Below are 14,094 nucleotides of genomic sequence, written 5' to 3'. Positions count from 1 at the left end.
GGCTGGTTACTTCTTAATCCGTGTATAGAATGCATTATAGTCCGCAGTAATAGCCCACCGGGTAGGGCTCCTGGCGCGGCGGCCAGATCAGGCATCCCGCGCGCTCGGCTTCGGCGGCGATGGCGTCGACCTTTTCGTGGCTGTCCACGGCGAAGCCGAAGTGGCTGTAGTCGTCGCTGGCCAGGTGGCGGGATTCGCCGCCGGGCATGATGACGAAGATGAACTGGTGCTCCTTGCCCGGCTCGGCCATCCACACGATGCGCGAGCCCTTGCCTTCGCGCTGGTGGATCACGCGCATGCCGCAGAAGCGTTCGTAGAAGGCGATGCTGGCCTCGAGGTCGGGAACATGCAGGGCCAGATGGGTCAGGGTCGGGCGCATGACGGCTTCCTCCTTCGCTGCTCCTGAAGGATAGGTCAGCGGCGATGAGGTATGCTGCCGGGCATCTGTACGTGGAGAACGACGATGGCTTTCGATTTCGATCTGTTCGTGATTGGCGCGGGTTCCGGCGGTGTGCGCGCCGCGCGCTTTGCCGCCGGTTTCGGCGCGCGCGTGGCGGTGGCCGAGAGCCGCTACCTGGGCGGCACCTGCGTCAACGTCGGCTGCGTGCCGAAGAAGCTGCTGGTGTACGGCGCGCACTATCATGAGGACTTCGAGCAGGCGAGCGGCTTCGGCTGGAGCCTGGGCGAGGCGCGCTTCGACTGGCCGACCCTGATCGCCAACAAGAACCGCGAGATCCACCGCCTCAACGGCATCTATCGCAACTTGCTGGTGAACAGCGGCGTGAGCCTGCTGGAAGGCCACGCGCGCATCCTCGACGCGCATACCGTGGAAGTCGCCGGCCAGCGCTTCAGCACCGCCAATATCCTCATCGCCACCGGCGGCTGGCCGCAGGTGCCGGAGATTCCCGGCAAGGAACACGCGATCACCTCCAACGAGGCCTTCTTCCTCGAACGCCTGCCGAAGCGGGTGATCGTGGTCGGTGGCGGCTACATCGCCGTGGAATTCGCGTCGATCTTCCAGGGATTGGGTGCGCAGACCACGCTGCTCTACCGCCGCGACCTGTTCCTGCGTGGCTTCGACCGTGGCGTGCGCGAACACCTGCGTGACGAGCTGACGAAGAAGGGCATGGACCTGCAGTTCAACGCCGACGTCGCGCGCATCGACAAGCAGGCCGACGGCAGTCTGCTGGCGACCCTCAAGGACGGCCGCGTGTTCGAAGCCGACTGCGTGTTCTACGCCACCGGCCGCCGCGCCATGCTCGACAACCTGGGGCTGGAGAACGTCTCGGTGGCGCTGGACGACAACGGCTTCATTAGCGTCGATGAGGCCTACCGCACCAGCGAGCCGTCGATCCGCGCCATCGGCGATGTGATCGGCCGCGTGCCGCTGACCCCTGTGGCCCTGGCCGAGGGCATGGCGGTTGCGCGCCACCTGTTCCGTCCCGAGGAATACCGCCCGCTGGACTACAAGCTGATCCCCACCGCGGTGTTCAGCCTGCCGAACATCGGCACCGTCGGCCTCACCGAGGACGAGGCGCGCGCCGCCGGGCACAAGGTGAAGCTGTTCGAAAGCCGCTTCCGCGCGCTCAAGCTGACCCTCACCGAGTCCCAGGAGAAGACCCTGATGAAGCTGGTGGTCGACGCCGATAACGACCAGGTGCTGGGCTGCCACATGGTCGGCCCGGAAGCCGGCGAAATCCTCCAGGGCATCGCCATCGCGCTGCGCGCCGGGGCGACCAAGCGGGTGTTCGACGAAACCATCGGCATCCACCCGACGGCGGCCGAGGAGTTCGTCACCATGCGTTCGCCGGTGGCCTGACGCCTGCAGGGGGCGCGGCGCCAACCGTCATCCCCGCGAACGCGGGGACCCAGTAAAAAAGAGGCCCGGTGCATGCACCGGGCCTCTTTCATTCCAGGTTCACTGCGCAACGGGCGCCGCGACGGTTTGCTGCTGCCGCTTGGCATAGCGCTGGGCGAGCACCGCGCAGACCATCAGCTGGATCTGGTGGAACAGCATCAGTGGCAGCAGGATCACGCCGATGCTGCCGGTGGCGAACAGCACCTGGGCCATGGGCACGCCGGTGGCCAGGCTCTTCTTCGACCCGCAGAAGACGATGGTGATCTCGTCCTCCTTGTCGAACCCCAGGCGGCGGCTGAGCTGGGTGGTGGCGAACAGGGCGATGGCCAGCAGCACGCAGCAGGCGACCACCAGGCCGGCCAGCGCGGTCAGCGGCACCTGGTGCCAGAGCCCCTGGATCACTGCGGCGCTGAAGGCGGTGTAGACCACCAGCAGGATCGAGCCCTGGTCGACGTAGCGCAGCACCGGCTTGTGCTTGTCGACCCAGCCGCCGATCGCGCCGCGCAGGACCTGGCCGGCGATGAAGGGCACCAGCAACTGCAGCGTGATCTTGCCAATGGCATCCAGAGTCGAGACGCCGGTGTCGCCGTGCACGCCCAGCAGCAGTTGCACCAGCAGCGGGGTGAGGAAGATGCCGATCAGGCTGGAAGCCGAGGCGCTGCACACGGCGGCCGGGATGTTGCCGCGGGCCAGCGAAGTGAAGGCGATGGACGACTGCACCGTGGCCGGCAGGGCGCAGAGGTAGAGCAGGCCGAGGTACAGGTCCGGCGTCACCAGTGGCGACAACAGCGGCTTGAGCACGAGGCCGAGGATCGGGAAGAGGATGAAGGTGCTGGCGAACACCAGCAGGTGCAGGCGCCAGTGGGTGGCACCGGCAACGATCGCCTGGCGCGACAGCTTGGCGCCGTGCAGGAAGAACAGCAGGCCGATGGCCAGGTTGGTGATCCAGCCGAAGGCGACGGCCACAGTGCCCTGGCAGGGCAGCAGGCTGGCGACGGTCACGGTGGCGACCAACGCCAGGGTGAAGTTGTCGGGGAGCAGACGGGGACGGGCCATGGCGATCATCTCGGGCAAGGGCTTGGGGCAAATCCCGCGGCCTCTGGTGGGCCGGCGGTGGTTGGCACTTTATGCCCGACCTGACTGTTCCGGCTAACGCGAGAACGCCAGCTTGTGTCGCTGAACGGACAGACTTTTCCTTCAGACGATACCGGCGCCCACCTCAACCTCGGCGACGCTGACCATCGAGCGCATGCGTTCGGCCAGGACCTCCGCGCGCTTGGCCGGCAGCCCCGGCACGCGCAGTTCGATTCGCAGCCAGTCCTGCTCCTGCACGGCATGCACTTCCGAGGGCAACCAACCCTGCAGGGCGAAGAGGTTGAGCAGCTTGCACAGCACGTCGGCCTCGGCTTCGGCGCGGATGGCGAACAGCGCTTCGCGGACGGCATCAGTGGGGCGGCAGGTCCAGCCGTCGGGACGCTCCTCGGGGGCGGCGCCAAACAACTCGACGGGCAGGGTGGATTCGCGCGGAGGCAGGGACAGGGCTTGGTTCATGGCTCGGGACCAACAGGGTGGGCGTGAAGCCATTGTCGATTCCGCTGCGAGGTTTTGCTTTGCTCAAATCGCTCCCAAAAGACCTAGCTGCGCATAAACTATTCGCCTGATTGCTATATGGAGGATTTTCTATGCCTGTCGAGTTGGATGCCTACGACAAACGCATTCTCGCCCTGCTGCAGGAAGAGGCGACCCTGTCCACCGCCGAGATCGCCGAACGCATCGGCCTGTCGCAATCGCCTTGCTGGCGTCGTATCCAGCGTCTGAAGGAAGAAGGTGTCATCCGCCGCCAGGTGACCCTGCTGGATCGCAAGAAGATCGGCCTGAATGCGCAAATCTTCGCCCAGGTGAAGCTGAACACCCACGGGCGCAATCACCTCACCGAGTTCGCCGAGGCGATCCGCGAGTTTCCCGAGGTGCTGGAGTGTCATGTGCTAATGGGGTCGGTGGACTTCATGCTGCGCATCGTCACTGAGGACATCGAGGCCTACGAGCGCTTCTTCTTCGAGCGGCTGTCGCAGGTGCCGGGCGTGCAGGAGATCAACTCGATTGTCGCGCTCTCGGAGATCAAGTCGACCACCAGCCTGCCGTTGCCGGGGCGCTGAAGGGCGGGAAGGGTGCCGGGCGAGCCGGCACCCGGAAGGCGTCAGGCAGCGCCGAGGAAGTCCATCTTGCCGACCTCTACGCCGTTGTGGCGGAGGATCGCGTAGGTGGTGGTGACGTGGAAGTAGAAGTTGGCGTTGGCGAAGTGCAGCAGGAAGTCGAGGCCTTTGAAGTGCAGTTCGCGGCTCGGGGTCTTGATGGTGATGTCGCGGTTCTCCGCGCCTTCGAACTGCTCGGGCTTCAGGCCCTTGAGGAAGTCGACGGTCTTGGCGATGCGTGCCTGCAGGTCGGCGAAGCTCTTTTCCTCGTCGGCGAAGCTGGGGATGTCGACGCCGGCCAGGCGGGCACCACAGCCCTTGGCGGCATCGCAGGCGATCTGCACCTGGCGGGTCAGGGCGAACATGTCCGGGGCCAGGCGGGCATTGAGGAAGACGCTGGGGTCGATGTTCTTGGCCTGCGCATGGGCTTCGGCCTTGGCCAGGATGGCCGAGAGGTTGCCGAGCATGCGGATGAAGACGGGAACGGAAATCTGGTAGATCGACAGGGACATGCGAGGTACTCCAGACAGGAAGTAAGAGGCCTGCGCGTTGCGGCGCGCCCGGGGAGTCTACTGCGAAGCCAGCGCAGCGTCGCCTGGGCGCGGCGGACTTTCAGCGGCCGGCGAGTTGGGAGGCGCTGCAGCCCTGCAGGTCGACCTTGCCGACGTAGGGATTACCCCAGCCCATGACGCAGCCGACCATCTGGTTGCGCTGCTTCTCCCAGGTCTCCACCGGGTACTGCTTGTTCCAGGCCTCGAACAACTGGCGGTCCTGGCTGGAGATCTTCAGGCCGTAGCGCTCGCTCATGTAGAAGTAGGTGCGCGCGATCATCCCGCGGATCTGCGGGCGCGGCATGGCCTTCTTCGCCTTGAAGTCGACGACCATCGGGCAGGCGCCGTACTGCGGCGGCTGCTTCGGCAGCCAGCCGTAGCTGAAGTTGTTCCGGTCGCCGTTGACCTCGCCGATGCTCGGCACCAGGTTGAACAGGTCGGCCTCGGCGCGCTGGTACACCGGGTCGTGCCGCGAGCAGTTGCTGCGTCCGCCGCTCTGCCAGCACTGGCGCTGGTGGCCGATGACCCAGGCGGGGACTATGTGTTCCCACTCGATGCGTTCGGCGCGCTTCTGGTTCTTGCGCGGTACGTAGCCGCAACTGGCCAGGTCGACGTGGTTGCCCTTGTAGTGACAGCCGCAATAGAACTCGACCGACTGCCGGGCATAGAGCTTCCAGCCGATCTTCTTGGCTTCCTGGAAGGTGCGGGGGGCCTCCGCAGAGGCGGCCAGTGGCAGGGCGAGAAGCAGCAGGGTCAGAATGTGGCGACGAATTTTCATAAGAAATTTCATTCAGAAAACGCCGCATCTTACTGATCTTTAAGAAGCTGCCAATCGTGGCAATCGAATGGCAACGCGCTTGTCGGAGCCGTGATGAGGGAAATGACGAGGGATTTAGGAAGCCGCTGAGCCCTGAATGGCGCGGGTTTCCGGGCTTTTCAGGCGCTGTGCGGAAGTACCGGTCTTGTTTCGCCAGCGAGGCGTAGAATGCGAAGATGAGTCGAGGCTTTATCTAATAAATGGCTTTTAAATATCATTGTAACTCTATGATATTTAAAGATTTATTGTTCTTGAGAAATTACTTTAAGTTTGGCTGGCGCGAGCGGTAGGCGGCTCGTGCGGCGACCGCAGGAGGTCATTGCCCATGAACGCTCGATTCGTCGTTTCCACCCTGTGTGGCGTCTTGCTGAGCCTGCCGGTCATGGCTGGCCAGCCGCCGGCCCGCAGCATCGAGCGGATCTATGTCAGCCCGGGCGCCAGCGGCAGCATCGACAGTTCGTCGAGCTCGCAGAGCTACGACGGCTACGGCGGCGCTCAGGTGCCACGTAGCTATGAGCAGGGTTCGAGCACGGTGATCATCGACAACAGCGGCGATCAGAACGGCGGCATCCGCCAGAGCATCGAGTACCCCAATGGCGTGCAGTTCGAGGTCACGCCGGGGACGACGCGCTCGAACAGCCAGAGGCAGTCATATCCCTGACGAGGGGCTGACCGTCGCCGTAGGAGCGGACCTTGTCCGCGAATCGCGCGCATGGCGCGCTCCTACAGGGCGGCTTCGTGGATGAGATCAATTTCTGGATCCCCGCGTTCGCGGGGACGACGCAGGGAAAGGCGAATCTTAATCCCGTCACTCCCGCGAACGCGGGACGCGGCTCCATCGCGAACAGCGCTTGCGCTGGCCCGAAGGGGAATAACCCAAAAGGCTGTTGCCCTACGAGGTTTCCTTGCGGACGAGGCGTGACTTGCGCATACCGCCCTTGCAGTAGAAGGGGCCGGTATCGCCGCGCAGGTGGTAGAGGGTAGCGAGGAAGGCCGAACTGGTGCGGCCGACGGAGAGGCTGCGTAGCTCCTGGTAAGCCCACAGCCAGTCCTGGCGGTTGTTCTTGGTCATGGAATCGTCCTTGATTCAGTTGAGGCTTGAAACGTCTGCCATGGACCTTAGTGGGCGTGGCGGGCCTCTGCAAGCCAAATCATGACCGTAGCGTCATTCCTTGTAGCTCGGGTCCAGCCGCTCCAGCTTGCGCAGCCAGGCCTGCCAGAGGATCTGGCGTTCGCCCACGGCCTTGGCGAACTGACGTTCGGCATGGGAGCTCAGCGCTTCGGGAATCATCCGCGGGTGCGGGTTCATGCCCAGCACCGCCTGCTGAATCTCGCAGGCGCGGTTCAGGTAGAACATCGTGTAGAAGGCGTCGGCGACGGTCGCGCCCACTGTCAGCAGGCCGTGATGGCGCAGGACCAGCGCCGGGTGCTGGCCGAGCGAGGCGACGATACGCTCGCGTTCGCCGAGGTCCAGGGCGATGCCTTCGTAGTCGTGGTAGCCGAGGTTGCCGTGGAATTCGGCGCTGATCTGGTTGAGCTGCAGCAGGCCTTCGTCCAGTGCGGCCACCGCCATGCCAGCCAGGGTGTGGGTGTGGATCACGCAGTGCGCGTCGTCGCGGCCCATGTGCACGGCGCTATGGATGGTGAAACCGGCGACGTTGCAGGGCGAGTCGCCGATCACCTTGCCGTGCATATCGACGACGATCAGGTCGCTGGCGTGGATTTCCTCGAACATCATCCCGAAGGGGTTGATCAGGAAGCGCGGCTCGGCGCCGGGCAGGCGCACGGAGAAGTGCGTGTAGATGGTGTCGTCCCACTGGAAGTGGGCAGCCAGGCGGTAGGCGGCGGCCAGGTCGCGGCGCAGGGCGGCTTCGTCTTGGACGGGATGCATGGGCTCGTCTCGGCAATGAATGGGAGCGGCGAGCTTAGGCAGCGGCGCCGAGACGATGAATCACCGGAATTGCAACTTCACTTGCGCTTCGGCGAAAGCGAACCTCAGGCGTTCGCCAGGCGTTGCCGCGCCTGCTGCAGGGCGTGGGCGAAGCGCTCCAGCGCCGGCGAGTGCTCCTGGCCCTGGCGGGTGATGCTCTCGAAGCGCGAGACATAGGCCAGGCTGCCGTCGCCGAGCCGGCGCAGGCGGCCTTGCGCGAGCCAGGCCGCGGCGTAGTGGCTGGGCAGGTAGCCGATGTAGGTGCCGGAGAAGATCAGGGTGGCGATGGCCTCGATGGAGTAGGCGGTGACGCTGCGCTTGAAGTCCAGGCCGTGGGGCCGCTTGCTGTCCGGCCAGAAGCCGCGCTCGACGTAGTCGGCCTGGCGGATTTCTTCGAGCAGCGGCGCGTCCTTGCGGGCAAAGAACGGGTGCTCCGCCGCGCAGTAGAGGTCCTGTTCTTCCTCGAAGAGCATCTGGTAGTGCAGGCCGGAGAGGTGCTGGCGGAAGTTGCCCAGGGCCAGGTCGAGACGGCCTTCGAGCACCTCCAGCTCCAGTTCGTCCGGGCGCATGATCTGCAGGCTGACCTGGGCGCCGGGCTGGCCCTGGCGGTAAAGCTGGATGGCCAGCGGCAGCGGGCAGCTTTCCAGGCTGATGAGGTTGTCCAGGGTGCCGACCTGCAGGTGCTCGGCGCCGTCCTGGGCGGCGGCGCTCACGCGCAGGCGGAACTTCTCGAGGTCGGCGAACAGCTCCTGCGCCGCGAGGTAGATCTCGCGACCCTGGGCGGTGGTCTGGAAACCGCCCTTGCCGCGCCGGCAGAGGCTGCAGCCCAGGCGTACCTCGAGATCGCGCACGGCCACGCTCAGGCGCGGCAGGCTGGTGTTCAGCCGGCCCTGGGCGGCGGTCAGGCCACCGGCCTCGACGATGGCGCAGAAGATGCGCAGCAGGCGCAGGTCGATATCGGACAGGTTGCCGAGCATCTGGAGTTTCCGAAGGGCGGGAAAAGCGCATTCTCGGCGGCAGCGACAGCGCCGACAAGCCGGGCTCAGGCGTTGGCGGCGGCGCTGCGCGACTCCTCCACGTACTCCTTGAGCCAGCGCAGCACTTCCACGGCGTCCCAGCGCGAGGGGTCGAACATGGCGTATGCCTGGCCCTGGTAGCCGACCACGTCCAGCGGACGGTGGTAACCGGCGCGCTGCAATAGCGCCTCGATTTCGGCGAAGCAGGTGTTGAAGTGGGCCCGGGAGAAGGGCGTCTTGCCTTCGGTGACAAGGCCTTCGAGGTGCAGCTCGGCCACCGCCTCGCTGACTTCCTCCACGGCCATGTGGTTCACGGTGTATTTCATCTGGCGGATGTCGACCATTGCGCGCTCCTCTTGCCGGTTCCTGCCTCGGCGCCCTTTCTAAGGGTGCCTTTCGTCATGTCCTACAGGGTAATCGAAAAATACTGTATGCATAAACAGTATTTGCGGCTAGTATCGATTTCGCTGGTTCACTGAATCCATGGTCGTCGCCCGAATGCCCGCGCCCAGACGCGCTTCGGCGGCCACCGCGAAGAAGAGGAACGCGTGATGATCCGAGGCAACCTGTTGCTGCTGTGCACCGTGCTGTCCCTGCTCGTCGGCTGCGCCGAACCGCCGGCCGAAAAGCCGATGGCCAATGGCGCCTATCTGGTCATCGACGGACATGAGGCCTGGGCCGTGCTGGTGGCCAACGGCAAGCGCATCGAGGAACACGGCACTGTGCGCGATGCCATTCGTCTGCCGCGTTCGCGCTCGATGGTCGCCGCCAGCTATGTGATCGATACGCCCAATTGCGGGCGCCTGCAGTGGCTGACCGAAGGTGAGGGCAGCAATGCTGGCACTACATTGCTGCTGCCGGCGCAGAGCAGCGCGAGCGACTTGTCCCAGTGCCAGATCCGCACTGGCATGAGCCGTGTCTGGACGGCGCTCGACTATTCGAGCTGATCATCAATTCTTCACGGCAATTTCACATTGAAGGGGTATGTTGGAGCCCATCGCTAACGGACTAGCGCCCCAATGAAAAACCCGCCCAAAGGCGGGTTTTTCATTTTCTGCCGGACGCAGCCGACGCGCCTCAATCGGCCGGGCGATAGACCCGCGCAAAGCGTTGCGCCTGGGTCACGCCGTAGTCGCCCGGGGCGTACTGCATGACCCAATCGCCAGCCTCGCCTTGCAGCACGTCACCGGCTGCCGAGCGGGCGATGCGGAAGGCTTCGTCCATGCGCCGCGCCAGCACCACGCTCGGGCGGTTGCGGTAGGCGCCGTCGACGCCATGGGCCAGCCCGGCCTCGGCCGGCAGGTACTTGGCGTCGAATCGCTCGCGCGATACCACCCAGCGCTCGCCGGTGGCGCTGCTGATCAGCGCGTCGCCGCGCTCGTAGCGGTTGGCGCCTTCCAGGCTCATCAGCGCGCCGCTTTCGGCGGCGAAGGCCACCTGCACGGTTTCGTCCTTCACGTAGCGCCCGGCCTGGGCGTCTTCGCGCAGGTCCAGGTCCTTGAGTTCGAGCATGTCTATCACCCTGAGGAAAAACAGCTGGCTAGCCTAGCGGCGCAGGTGTTGCGATTTCGTCGTTTCAGCCGCGGCTCACCTGGAACGCTTCGCCCGTCGCGAAGAAAGCCCCGCCGGCCTGGTAGTGGATGGTCCGCAGCTCATCATCCGGGAAATGCCAGCGGCCATTGGAGAACGCCCGCTCATCGGCATAGGCGGCGACCACCTCGGCGATGAACAGGTCGTATTTGTCCTGGTTGTGCGGCTCGGCTATCACCTTGCATTCCAGGTAGGCCAGGCAGCCCTCGACGATGGGCGCCGCGATCTTGCGTGCGCGGCCCTGGGTGATGTCGAAACGGGCGAATTTGTCCATCTCGCCGCCGTTGTTCGAGCCGACCGCCAGGGTCAGTTCGGCCTGGCGGCGCGAGGGCAGTTGGATGACGAAAGCGCCGGAGCCCTCCACCAGGTGGCGCGACCAGGTGTTGCGGTCGAGCACCAGCATCAGCTTCGGCGGGTCGAAGTCCAGCGGCATCACCCAGGCCGCCGCCATCACGTTGGCCACGCCGTCGTGCTCGCTGGTGACGAGGGTCGATGGGCCGTGGTTGAGCAACAGGTAGGCCTTGGCCAGGGGGACGTCTTGCAGGTGGTTCATCGGGATTCCTCGAAGGTCAGAGCAGCAGGCCGTCGACCGGCTCCAGCGGCGCCGGCAGCTCGCGCTCGCCGAGGATCTCCAGCACGGCGATCTCCAGGTTGCGGCTCATGGCGTCCAGCGGCAGGTCGTTGGGCTGGGTGTCGAACGGGTCGGCAATCTGGTCGCCGAGGGCGTCCAGGCCGAAGAAGGTGTAGGCCAGCACGCAGACCGCGAACGGGGTGAACCAGCCGATGCTGTCGACCAGGCAGAACGGCAGCAGGAAGCAGTACACGTGGACGATGCGGTGCAACATGAGGATGTAGGGGTAGGGGATGGGCGTGCCCTTGATCCGCTCGCAGCCACCGAGCACGTAGGACAGGCGGCTCACCTGCTGGTCGAGGTTGGCCAGCAGCATGTCGCTCGCGTTGGTCCGGCGACCGGCCTCGGCGAAGTCGCGGCCGAGGCGGGCGAGCAGGGCGCTGGAGGGATTGGGCGTCTGCGCCAGGGCTTGGGCATCGGCACCGAGCAGGCGGCGGGCATCGTCGCTTTGCGCCTGGCCGCGCAGCTGGTCGCGCAGCACGTAGGCGAAGGCGGCCAGGCGGTTGCCGAGCGCCCGGCGCCCGTTATCGTCGAGTCCGGGCAGCAGCGACAGGCTCTGCCGCGCCAGGTTGCGCGACACGATCAGCAGTTCGCCCCAGAGCGTGCGTGCCTCCCAGAAGCGCTGGTAGGCGACGTTGTTGCGAAAGCCCAGGAAGATCGCCAGGGTCAGGCCCCAGAGCGTGAAGGGCGTAGCGGTGAGCACCACCTTGTAGTGGTAGAAGGTGCCGTGAGTGGCCACCACCGCCGAACTGAGCAGCACCGTGTAGAGAACCTTGCGCCAGATAGCCGGAACGATCGAACCCTTGAGGGAAAACAGCAGCACCCAGAGTGTCGGGGTTTGCGGGCGGAGGATCATGCGGGGGCTTCCAGGCGGGGCACACGGGTGTCGCGCATGATAGCCGAGAAGGCTGTGCCACGGAGGGGGAGGCTGCTTCGCGAGCAAGCTCGCTCCTACAGGTGGCAGCGCTCTTCGTAGGAGCGAGCTTGCTCGCGAATTTTCAGCCTTCCTGATACAGCTTCACGATGGCGGAGAAGTCCAGCTGGCCGTTGCCCTGGTTGCTGAAGGTCTGGAACAGCTGCTGGGCCAGTGCGCCGAGCAGCACCGGCTGGCGTGCCTGGCGCGCGGCTTCGCTGGCCAGGCCGAGGTCCTTGAGCATCAGATCGGTGCCGAAGCCGCCGCTGTAGCCGCGCGCAGCAGGTGCGCCGGTCAGCGGATTGTTCACTTCCGAGCTCCAGCAGCGACCGCTGGAGGTATTGATGATGCCGGCCAGTACTTCCGCGTCCATGCCCAGCTTCACGCCGAGGGACATGGCCTCGGCCACGCCGATCATGCTGATGCCCAGCAGCAGGTTGTTGGCCACCTTGGCGACCTGGCCGTTGCCGGCACCGCCGCAGTGCACGATGTTCTTGCCCATGGCTGCCAGCACCGGGCGGGCACGCTCGAAGTCGGCCGCCTCGCCGCCGACCATGAAGGTCAGGGTGCCGGCCGCCGCGCCGCCGGTGCCGCCGGAAACCGGTGCGTCGAGCATCGGGTTGCCGTGGGCCTTGGCTGCTGCCGAGACGTCGCGCGCGCTGTGCGGGTCGATGGTGGAGGAGTCGATCAGCAGCACTCCCGGCTGGACGTTGGCGAGCAGGCCGTCGTCGCCGAGGAACACCTGCTTCACGTGGGCCGCTGCCGGCAGCATGGTGATGATGACTTCTACATCCGCGCGGGCCAGTTCCGCCGGCGAGCTCACCGCCTTGGCGCCCTGGGCCACGGCCGCCTGGACGGCAGTCTGGGAGAGGTCGAAGACGCTCAGGTCGAAGCCGGCCTTGAGCAGGTTGGCGGCCATGGGGCCGCCCATGTTGCCGAGTCCGATGAAACCGATACGCATGGGATATCCCCTTGTTCTGCTTGTCGTTGGAGGGTCGCTGCGAATAGGGCCCGCATGGCCGGAGACCGCGGAACATCCTGTTTCCGTGGCCCGGCCCGCGGGTTGGCGGGGATTACTTGAGGTGGATGGTGGTATTCACCGCGCCGCCGACTTCGTTCTCGTCGAACCAGCGTTCGGTGACCGTCTTGGTCTGGGTGTAGAACTGAACCACCTGCTTGCCGTACGGGCCGAGGTCGCCGAGCTTGGAGCCGCGCGAGCCGGTGAAGGAGAACATCGGCACCGGCACCGGGATCGGCACGTTGATGCCGACCTGGCCGACGTCGATCTCTTCCTTGAAGTGGCGGGCGGCGGCGCCGGAGCGGGTGAACAGGGCGGTGCCGTTGCCGTTGGGGTTGGCGTTGATGATCTCGATGGCCTCGTCCATGGTCTTGGCGTGCATCACGCAGAGCACCGGGCCGAAGATTTCCTCGCGGTAGATGGTCATCTGCGCGGTGACGCCGGCGAAGATGGTCGGGGCGACGAAGTTGCCCTTGGCGTAGCCGGCGATCTGCGGGTTGCGGCCGTCCAGGGCCAGGCTGGCGCCTTCCTGGATGCCGCGCTCGATCAGGCCGCTGACACGGTCCAGGGCGGCGCAGGAAACCAGCGGGCCGACATCGGTGCCCGGCTCGCTGCCGCCGCTGACCTTGAGGGTCTTGGCCTTCTCGACCAGTTCCGGCAGCCAGTCGTTGGCCTCGCCGACCAGGATCACCACCGACAGCGCCATGCAGCGTTGCCCGGCGGCGCCGAAGGCCGCCCCTGCGATGGCGTTGAGGCTCTGCTCCTTGTTCGCGTCGGGCAGGACGATGGCGTGGTTCTTCGCGCCCATCATGCACTGCACGCGCTTGCCGGCCTGGGAGGCGCGGTTGTAGACGTGGGTGCCGACGCGGGTCGAGCCGACGAAGGAGACGGCCTTGATGTCCGGGTGGTCGCAGATCGCGTTCACCACGTCCGGGCCGCCGTGGACCACGTTCAGCACGCCCGGCGGGATGCCGGCTTCATGGGCCAGCTCGACCAGGCGCATGGTCACCATCGGGTCCTGCTCGGACGGCTTGAGGACGAAGGTGTTGCCGGTGGCGATGGCCATCGGGAACATCCACAGCGGGATCATCGCCGGGAAGTTGAAGGGGGTGATGCCGGCGCAGACGCCTAGCGGCTGCAGCAGGGTGAAAGTGTCGACGCCGCTGGCGACGTTGTTGGCCAGCTCACCCAGCTGCAGGTTGCCGATGCCGGCAGCGTGCTCGACCACTTCCAGGCCGCGGAACACGTCGCCCTCGGCGTCGGGCAGGGTCTTGCCCTGTTCGGCGGTGAGGATGGCCGCCAGCTCCTTCATGTTCTCGCGGATCAGTTGCTGGTACTTGAGGAAGATGCGCGCGCGGGTGCCGATCGGGGTTTTCTTCCAGGTCTTGAACGCGGCCTTGGCGCTGGCCACGGCGCGATCGACTTCGGCGGCGGTGGCGAAGGGCACGCGGGCCAGGACTTCCTGGGTGGCCGGGTTGATCACCTCGCGCCATTCGCTGCTGGTGGACTCGACGGGCTTGCCGTCGATGAAGAGTTTGACCGTGGGGACGGCAGCGGTAGTAGTGCTCATCGGAACTC

The 14,094-nt window shown here is 65.7% G+C and carries 17 protein-coding genes and 1 pseudogene; 4 read left to right on the top strand and 14 right to left on the bottom strand.

Annotation, left to right across the window (positions count from 1 at the left end):
* Positions 1 to 37: 37 nt before the first annotated feature.
* Positions 38 to 379: pseudogene (locus ACA097_RS27780) on the bottom strand (VOC family protein); the annotation flags it as partial.
* A gap of 84 nt (positions 380 to 463) precedes the next feature.
* Between ACA097_RS27780 and gorA the strand changes: the two are divergent.
* On the top strand, positions 464 to 1,819 hold the full coding sequence (gorA, locus tag ACA097_RS27775; protein ID WP_371367535.1) for a glutathione-disulfide reductase: 1,356 nt from the start codon (positions 464 to 466) through the stop codon (positions 1,817 to 1,819).
* Positions 1,820 to 1,918: 99 nt separating this feature from the next.
* On the opposite strand, the gene ACA097_RS27770 is transcribed toward gorA, so the two are convergent.
* A complete protein-coding gene (locus ACA097_RS27770) occupies positions 1,919 to 2,914 on the bottom strand; it encodes a bile acid:sodium symporter family protein (protein ID WP_371367533.1) in 996 nt (331 codons plus the stop codon).
* 141 nt (positions 2,915 to 3,055) lie between these two features.
* Positions 3,056 to 3,409 (bottom strand): hypothetical protein, encoded by a 354-nt coding sequence (locus ACA097_RS27765; protein WP_371367531.1) that lies wholly within the window; start codon positions 3,407 to 3,409, stop codon positions 3,056 to 3,058.
* Positions 3,410 to 3,540: 131 nt separating this feature from the next.
* On the opposite strand from ACA097_RS27765, the gene ACA097_RS27760 reads away from it, so the two are divergent.
* Positions 3,541 to 4,014 carry an Lrp/AsnC family transcriptional regulator gene (locus ACA097_RS27760; protein ID WP_043252241.1) on the top strand — a complete coding sequence of 158 codons (474 nt, stop codon included), beginning with the start codon at positions 3,541 to 3,543 and terminating at the stop codon, positions 4,012 to 4,014.
* Between the two features lie 41 nt (positions 4,015 to 4,055).
* Here ACA097_RS27760 and ACA097_RS27755 read toward each other — a convergent pair whose 3' ends face one another.
* Positions 4,056 to 4,562 (bottom strand): DUF1993 family protein, encoded by a 507-nt coding sequence (locus ACA097_RS27755; RefSeq protein WP_043252242.1) that lies wholly within the window; start codon positions 4,560 to 4,562, stop codon positions 4,056 to 4,058.
* A 100-nt stretch (positions 4,563 to 4,662) separates the two neighbouring features.
* Positions 4,663 to 5,379, bottom strand: coding sequence for an endonuclease (locus ACA097_RS27750; protein ID WP_371367527.1), 717 nt, complete (start codon positions 5,377 to 5,379; stop codon positions 4,663 to 4,665).
* 364 nt (positions 5,380 to 5,743) lie between these two features.
* On the opposite strand from ACA097_RS27750, the gene ACA097_RS27745 reads away from it, so the two are divergent.
* Positions 5,744 to 6,079, top strand: coding sequence for a hypothetical protein (locus ACA097_RS27745; protein WP_043252245.1), 336 nt, complete (start codon positions 5,744 to 5,746; stop codon positions 6,077 to 6,079).
* Positions 6,080 to 6,310: 231 nt separating this feature from the next.
* Here ACA097_RS27745 and ACA097_RS27740 read toward each other — a convergent pair whose 3' ends face one another.
* The 4 genes from ACA097_RS27740 to ACA097_RS27725 form a co-directional block, all read right to left on the bottom strand.
* Positions 6,311 to 6,490, bottom strand: a complete 180-nt coding sequence (locus ACA097_RS27740) for a hypothetical protein (protein ID WP_160287056.1) — start codon at positions 6,488 to 6,490, stop codon at positions 6,311 to 6,313.
* Positions 6,491 to 6,583: 93 nt separating this feature from the next.
* On the bottom strand, positions 6,584 to 7,309 hold the full coding sequence (locus tag ACA097_RS27735; RefSeq protein WP_371367525.1) for a class II aldolase/adducin family protein: 726 nt from the start codon (positions 7,307 to 7,309) through the stop codon (positions 6,584 to 6,586).
* 104 nt (positions 7,310 to 7,413) lie between these two features.
* Positions 7,414 to 8,325: a LysR family transcriptional regulator gene (locus tag ACA097_RS27730; RefSeq protein ID WP_371367523.1), complete on the bottom strand. Its 912-nt coding sequence runs from the start codon at positions 8,323 to 8,325 to the stop codon at positions 7,414 to 7,416.
* 65 nt (positions 8,326 to 8,390) lie between these two features.
* Entirely contained in the window at positions 8,391 to 8,708 is a 318-nt protein-coding gene (locus tag ACA097_RS27725) for a hypothetical protein (protein WP_043252251.1), read from the bottom strand.
* A gap of 207 nt (positions 8,709 to 8,915) precedes the next feature.
* Between ACA097_RS27725 and ACA097_RS27720 the strand changes: the two genes are divergently transcribed.
* Positions 8,916 to 9,311 (top strand): hypothetical protein, encoded by a 396-nt coding sequence (locus ACA097_RS27720; RefSeq protein ID WP_043252252.1) that lies wholly within the window; start codon positions 8,916 to 8,918, stop codon positions 9,309 to 9,311.
* 130 nt (positions 9,312 to 9,441) lie between these two features.
* Here the strand turns inward: ACA097_RS27720 and ACA097_RS27715 are convergent, their stop codons facing one another.
* From ACA097_RS27715 to ACA097_RS27695, 5 genes are all read right to left on the bottom strand, one after another.
* On the bottom strand, positions 9,442 to 9,876 hold the full coding sequence (locus ACA097_RS27715) for a PGDYG domain-containing protein (protein WP_160287060.1): 435 nt from the start codon (positions 9,874 to 9,876) through the stop codon (positions 9,442 to 9,444).
* A gap of 64 nt (positions 9,877 to 9,940) precedes the next feature.
* Positions 9,941 to 10,507 carry a flavin reductase family protein gene (locus ACA097_RS27710; RefSeq protein ID WP_371367520.1) on the bottom strand — a complete coding sequence of 189 codons (567 nt, stop codon included), beginning with the start codon at positions 10,505 to 10,507 and terminating at the stop codon, positions 9,941 to 9,943.
* Between the two features lie 16 nt (positions 10,508 to 10,523).
* On the bottom strand, positions 10,524 to 11,441 hold the full coding sequence (locus tag ACA097_RS27705) for a bestrophin family protein (RefSeq protein WP_371367518.1): 918 nt from the start codon (positions 11,439 to 11,441) through the stop codon (positions 10,524 to 10,526).
* Positions 11,442 to 11,583: 142 nt separating this feature from the next.
* The gene (gene mmsB, locus ACA097_RS27700; protein ID WP_371367516.1) at positions 11,584 to 12,459 is read right to left on the bottom strand and encodes a 3-hydroxyisobutyrate dehydrogenase; all 876 of its coding nucleotides are present in this window, start codon (positions 12,457 to 12,459) and stop codon (positions 11,584 to 11,586) included.
* Between the two features lie 112 nt (positions 12,460 to 12,571).
* Positions 12,572 to 14,086 carry a CoA-acylating methylmalonate-semialdehyde dehydrogenase gene (locus ACA097_RS27695; protein ID WP_043252261.1) on the bottom strand — a complete coding sequence of 505 codons (1,515 nt, stop codon included), beginning with the start codon at positions 14,084 to 14,086 and terminating at the stop codon, positions 12,572 to 12,574.
* Between the last annotated feature and the right edge of the window lie 8 nt (positions 14,087 to 14,094).

The organism is Pseudomonas sp. QL9 (assembly GCF_041409665.1).
Classification (GTDB): Bacteria; Pseudomonadota; Gammaproteobacteria; order Pseudomonadales; family Pseudomonadaceae; genus Pseudomonas; species Pseudomonas knackmussii.
The sequence above is the reverse complement of the archived record's forward strand: the minus strand, read 5'-3'. Positions and strand labels throughout refer to the sequence as shown.

Bases quoted from the DNA above. Each gene is read 5' to 3' on its own strand.
- gorA (WP_371367535.1), top strand. From the start codon at position 464: ATGGCTTTCGATTTCGATCTGTTCGTGATTGGCGCGGGTTCCGGCGGT.
- ACA097_RS27770 (WP_371367533.1), bottom strand. From the start codon at position 2,914: ATGGCCCGTCCCCGTCTGCTCCCCGACAACTTCACCCTGGCGTTGGTC.
- ACA097_RS27765 (WP_371367531.1), bottom strand. From the start codon at position 3,409: ATGAACCAAGCCCTGTCCCTGCCTCCGCGCGAATCCACCCTGCCCGTC.
- ACA097_RS27760 (WP_043252241.1), top strand. From the start codon at position 3,541: ATGCCTGTCGAGTTGGATGCCTACGACAAACGCATTCTCGCCCTGCTG.
- ACA097_RS27755 (WP_043252242.1), bottom strand. From the start codon at position 4,562: ATGTCCCTGTCGATCTACCAGATTTCCGTTCCCGTCTTCATCCGCATG.
- ACA097_RS27750 (WP_371367527.1), bottom strand. From the start codon at position 5,379: ATGAAAATTCGTCGCCACATTCTGACCCTGCTGCTTCTCGCCCTGCCA.
- ACA097_RS27745 (WP_043252245.1), top strand. From the start codon at position 5,744: ATGAACGCTCGATTCGTCGTTTCCACCCTGTGTGGCGTCTTGCTGAGC.
- ACA097_RS27740 (WP_160287056.1), bottom strand. From the start codon at position 6,490: ATGACCAAGAACAACCGCCAGGACTGGCTGTGGGCTTACCAGGAGCTA.
- ACA097_RS27735 (WP_371367525.1), bottom strand. From the start codon at position 7,309: ATGCATCCCGTCCAAGACGAAGCCGCCCTGCGCCGCGACCTGGCCGCC.
- ACA097_RS27730 (WP_371367523.1), bottom strand. From the start codon at position 8,325: ATGCTCGGCAACCTGTCCGATATCGACCTGCGCCTGCTGCGCATCTTC.
- ACA097_RS27725 (WP_043252251.1), bottom strand. From the start codon at position 8,708: ATGGTCGACATCCGCCAGATGAAATACACCGTGAACCACATGGCCGTG.
- ACA097_RS27720 (WP_043252252.1), top strand. From the start codon at position 8,916: ATGATCCGAGGCAACCTGTTGCTGCTGTGCACCGTGCTGTCCCTGCTC.
- ACA097_RS27715 (WP_160287060.1), bottom strand. From the start codon at position 9,876: ATGCTCGAACTCAAGGACCTGGACCTGCGCGAAGACGCCCAGGCCGGG.
- ACA097_RS27710 (WP_371367520.1), bottom strand. From the start codon at position 10,507: ATGAACCACCTGCAAGACGTCCCCCTGGCCAAGGCCTACCTGTTGCTC.
- ACA097_RS27705 (WP_371367518.1), bottom strand. From the start codon at position 11,441: ATGATCCTCCGCCCGCAAACCCCGACACTCTGGGTGCTGCTGTTTTCC.
- mmsB (WP_371367516.1), bottom strand. From the start codon at position 12,459: ATGCGTATCGGTTTCATCGGACTCGGCAACATGGGCGGCCCCATGGCC.
- ACA097_RS27695 (WP_043252261.1), bottom strand. From the start codon at position 14,086: ATGAGCACTACTACCGCTGCCGTCCCCACGGTCAAACTCTTCATCGAC.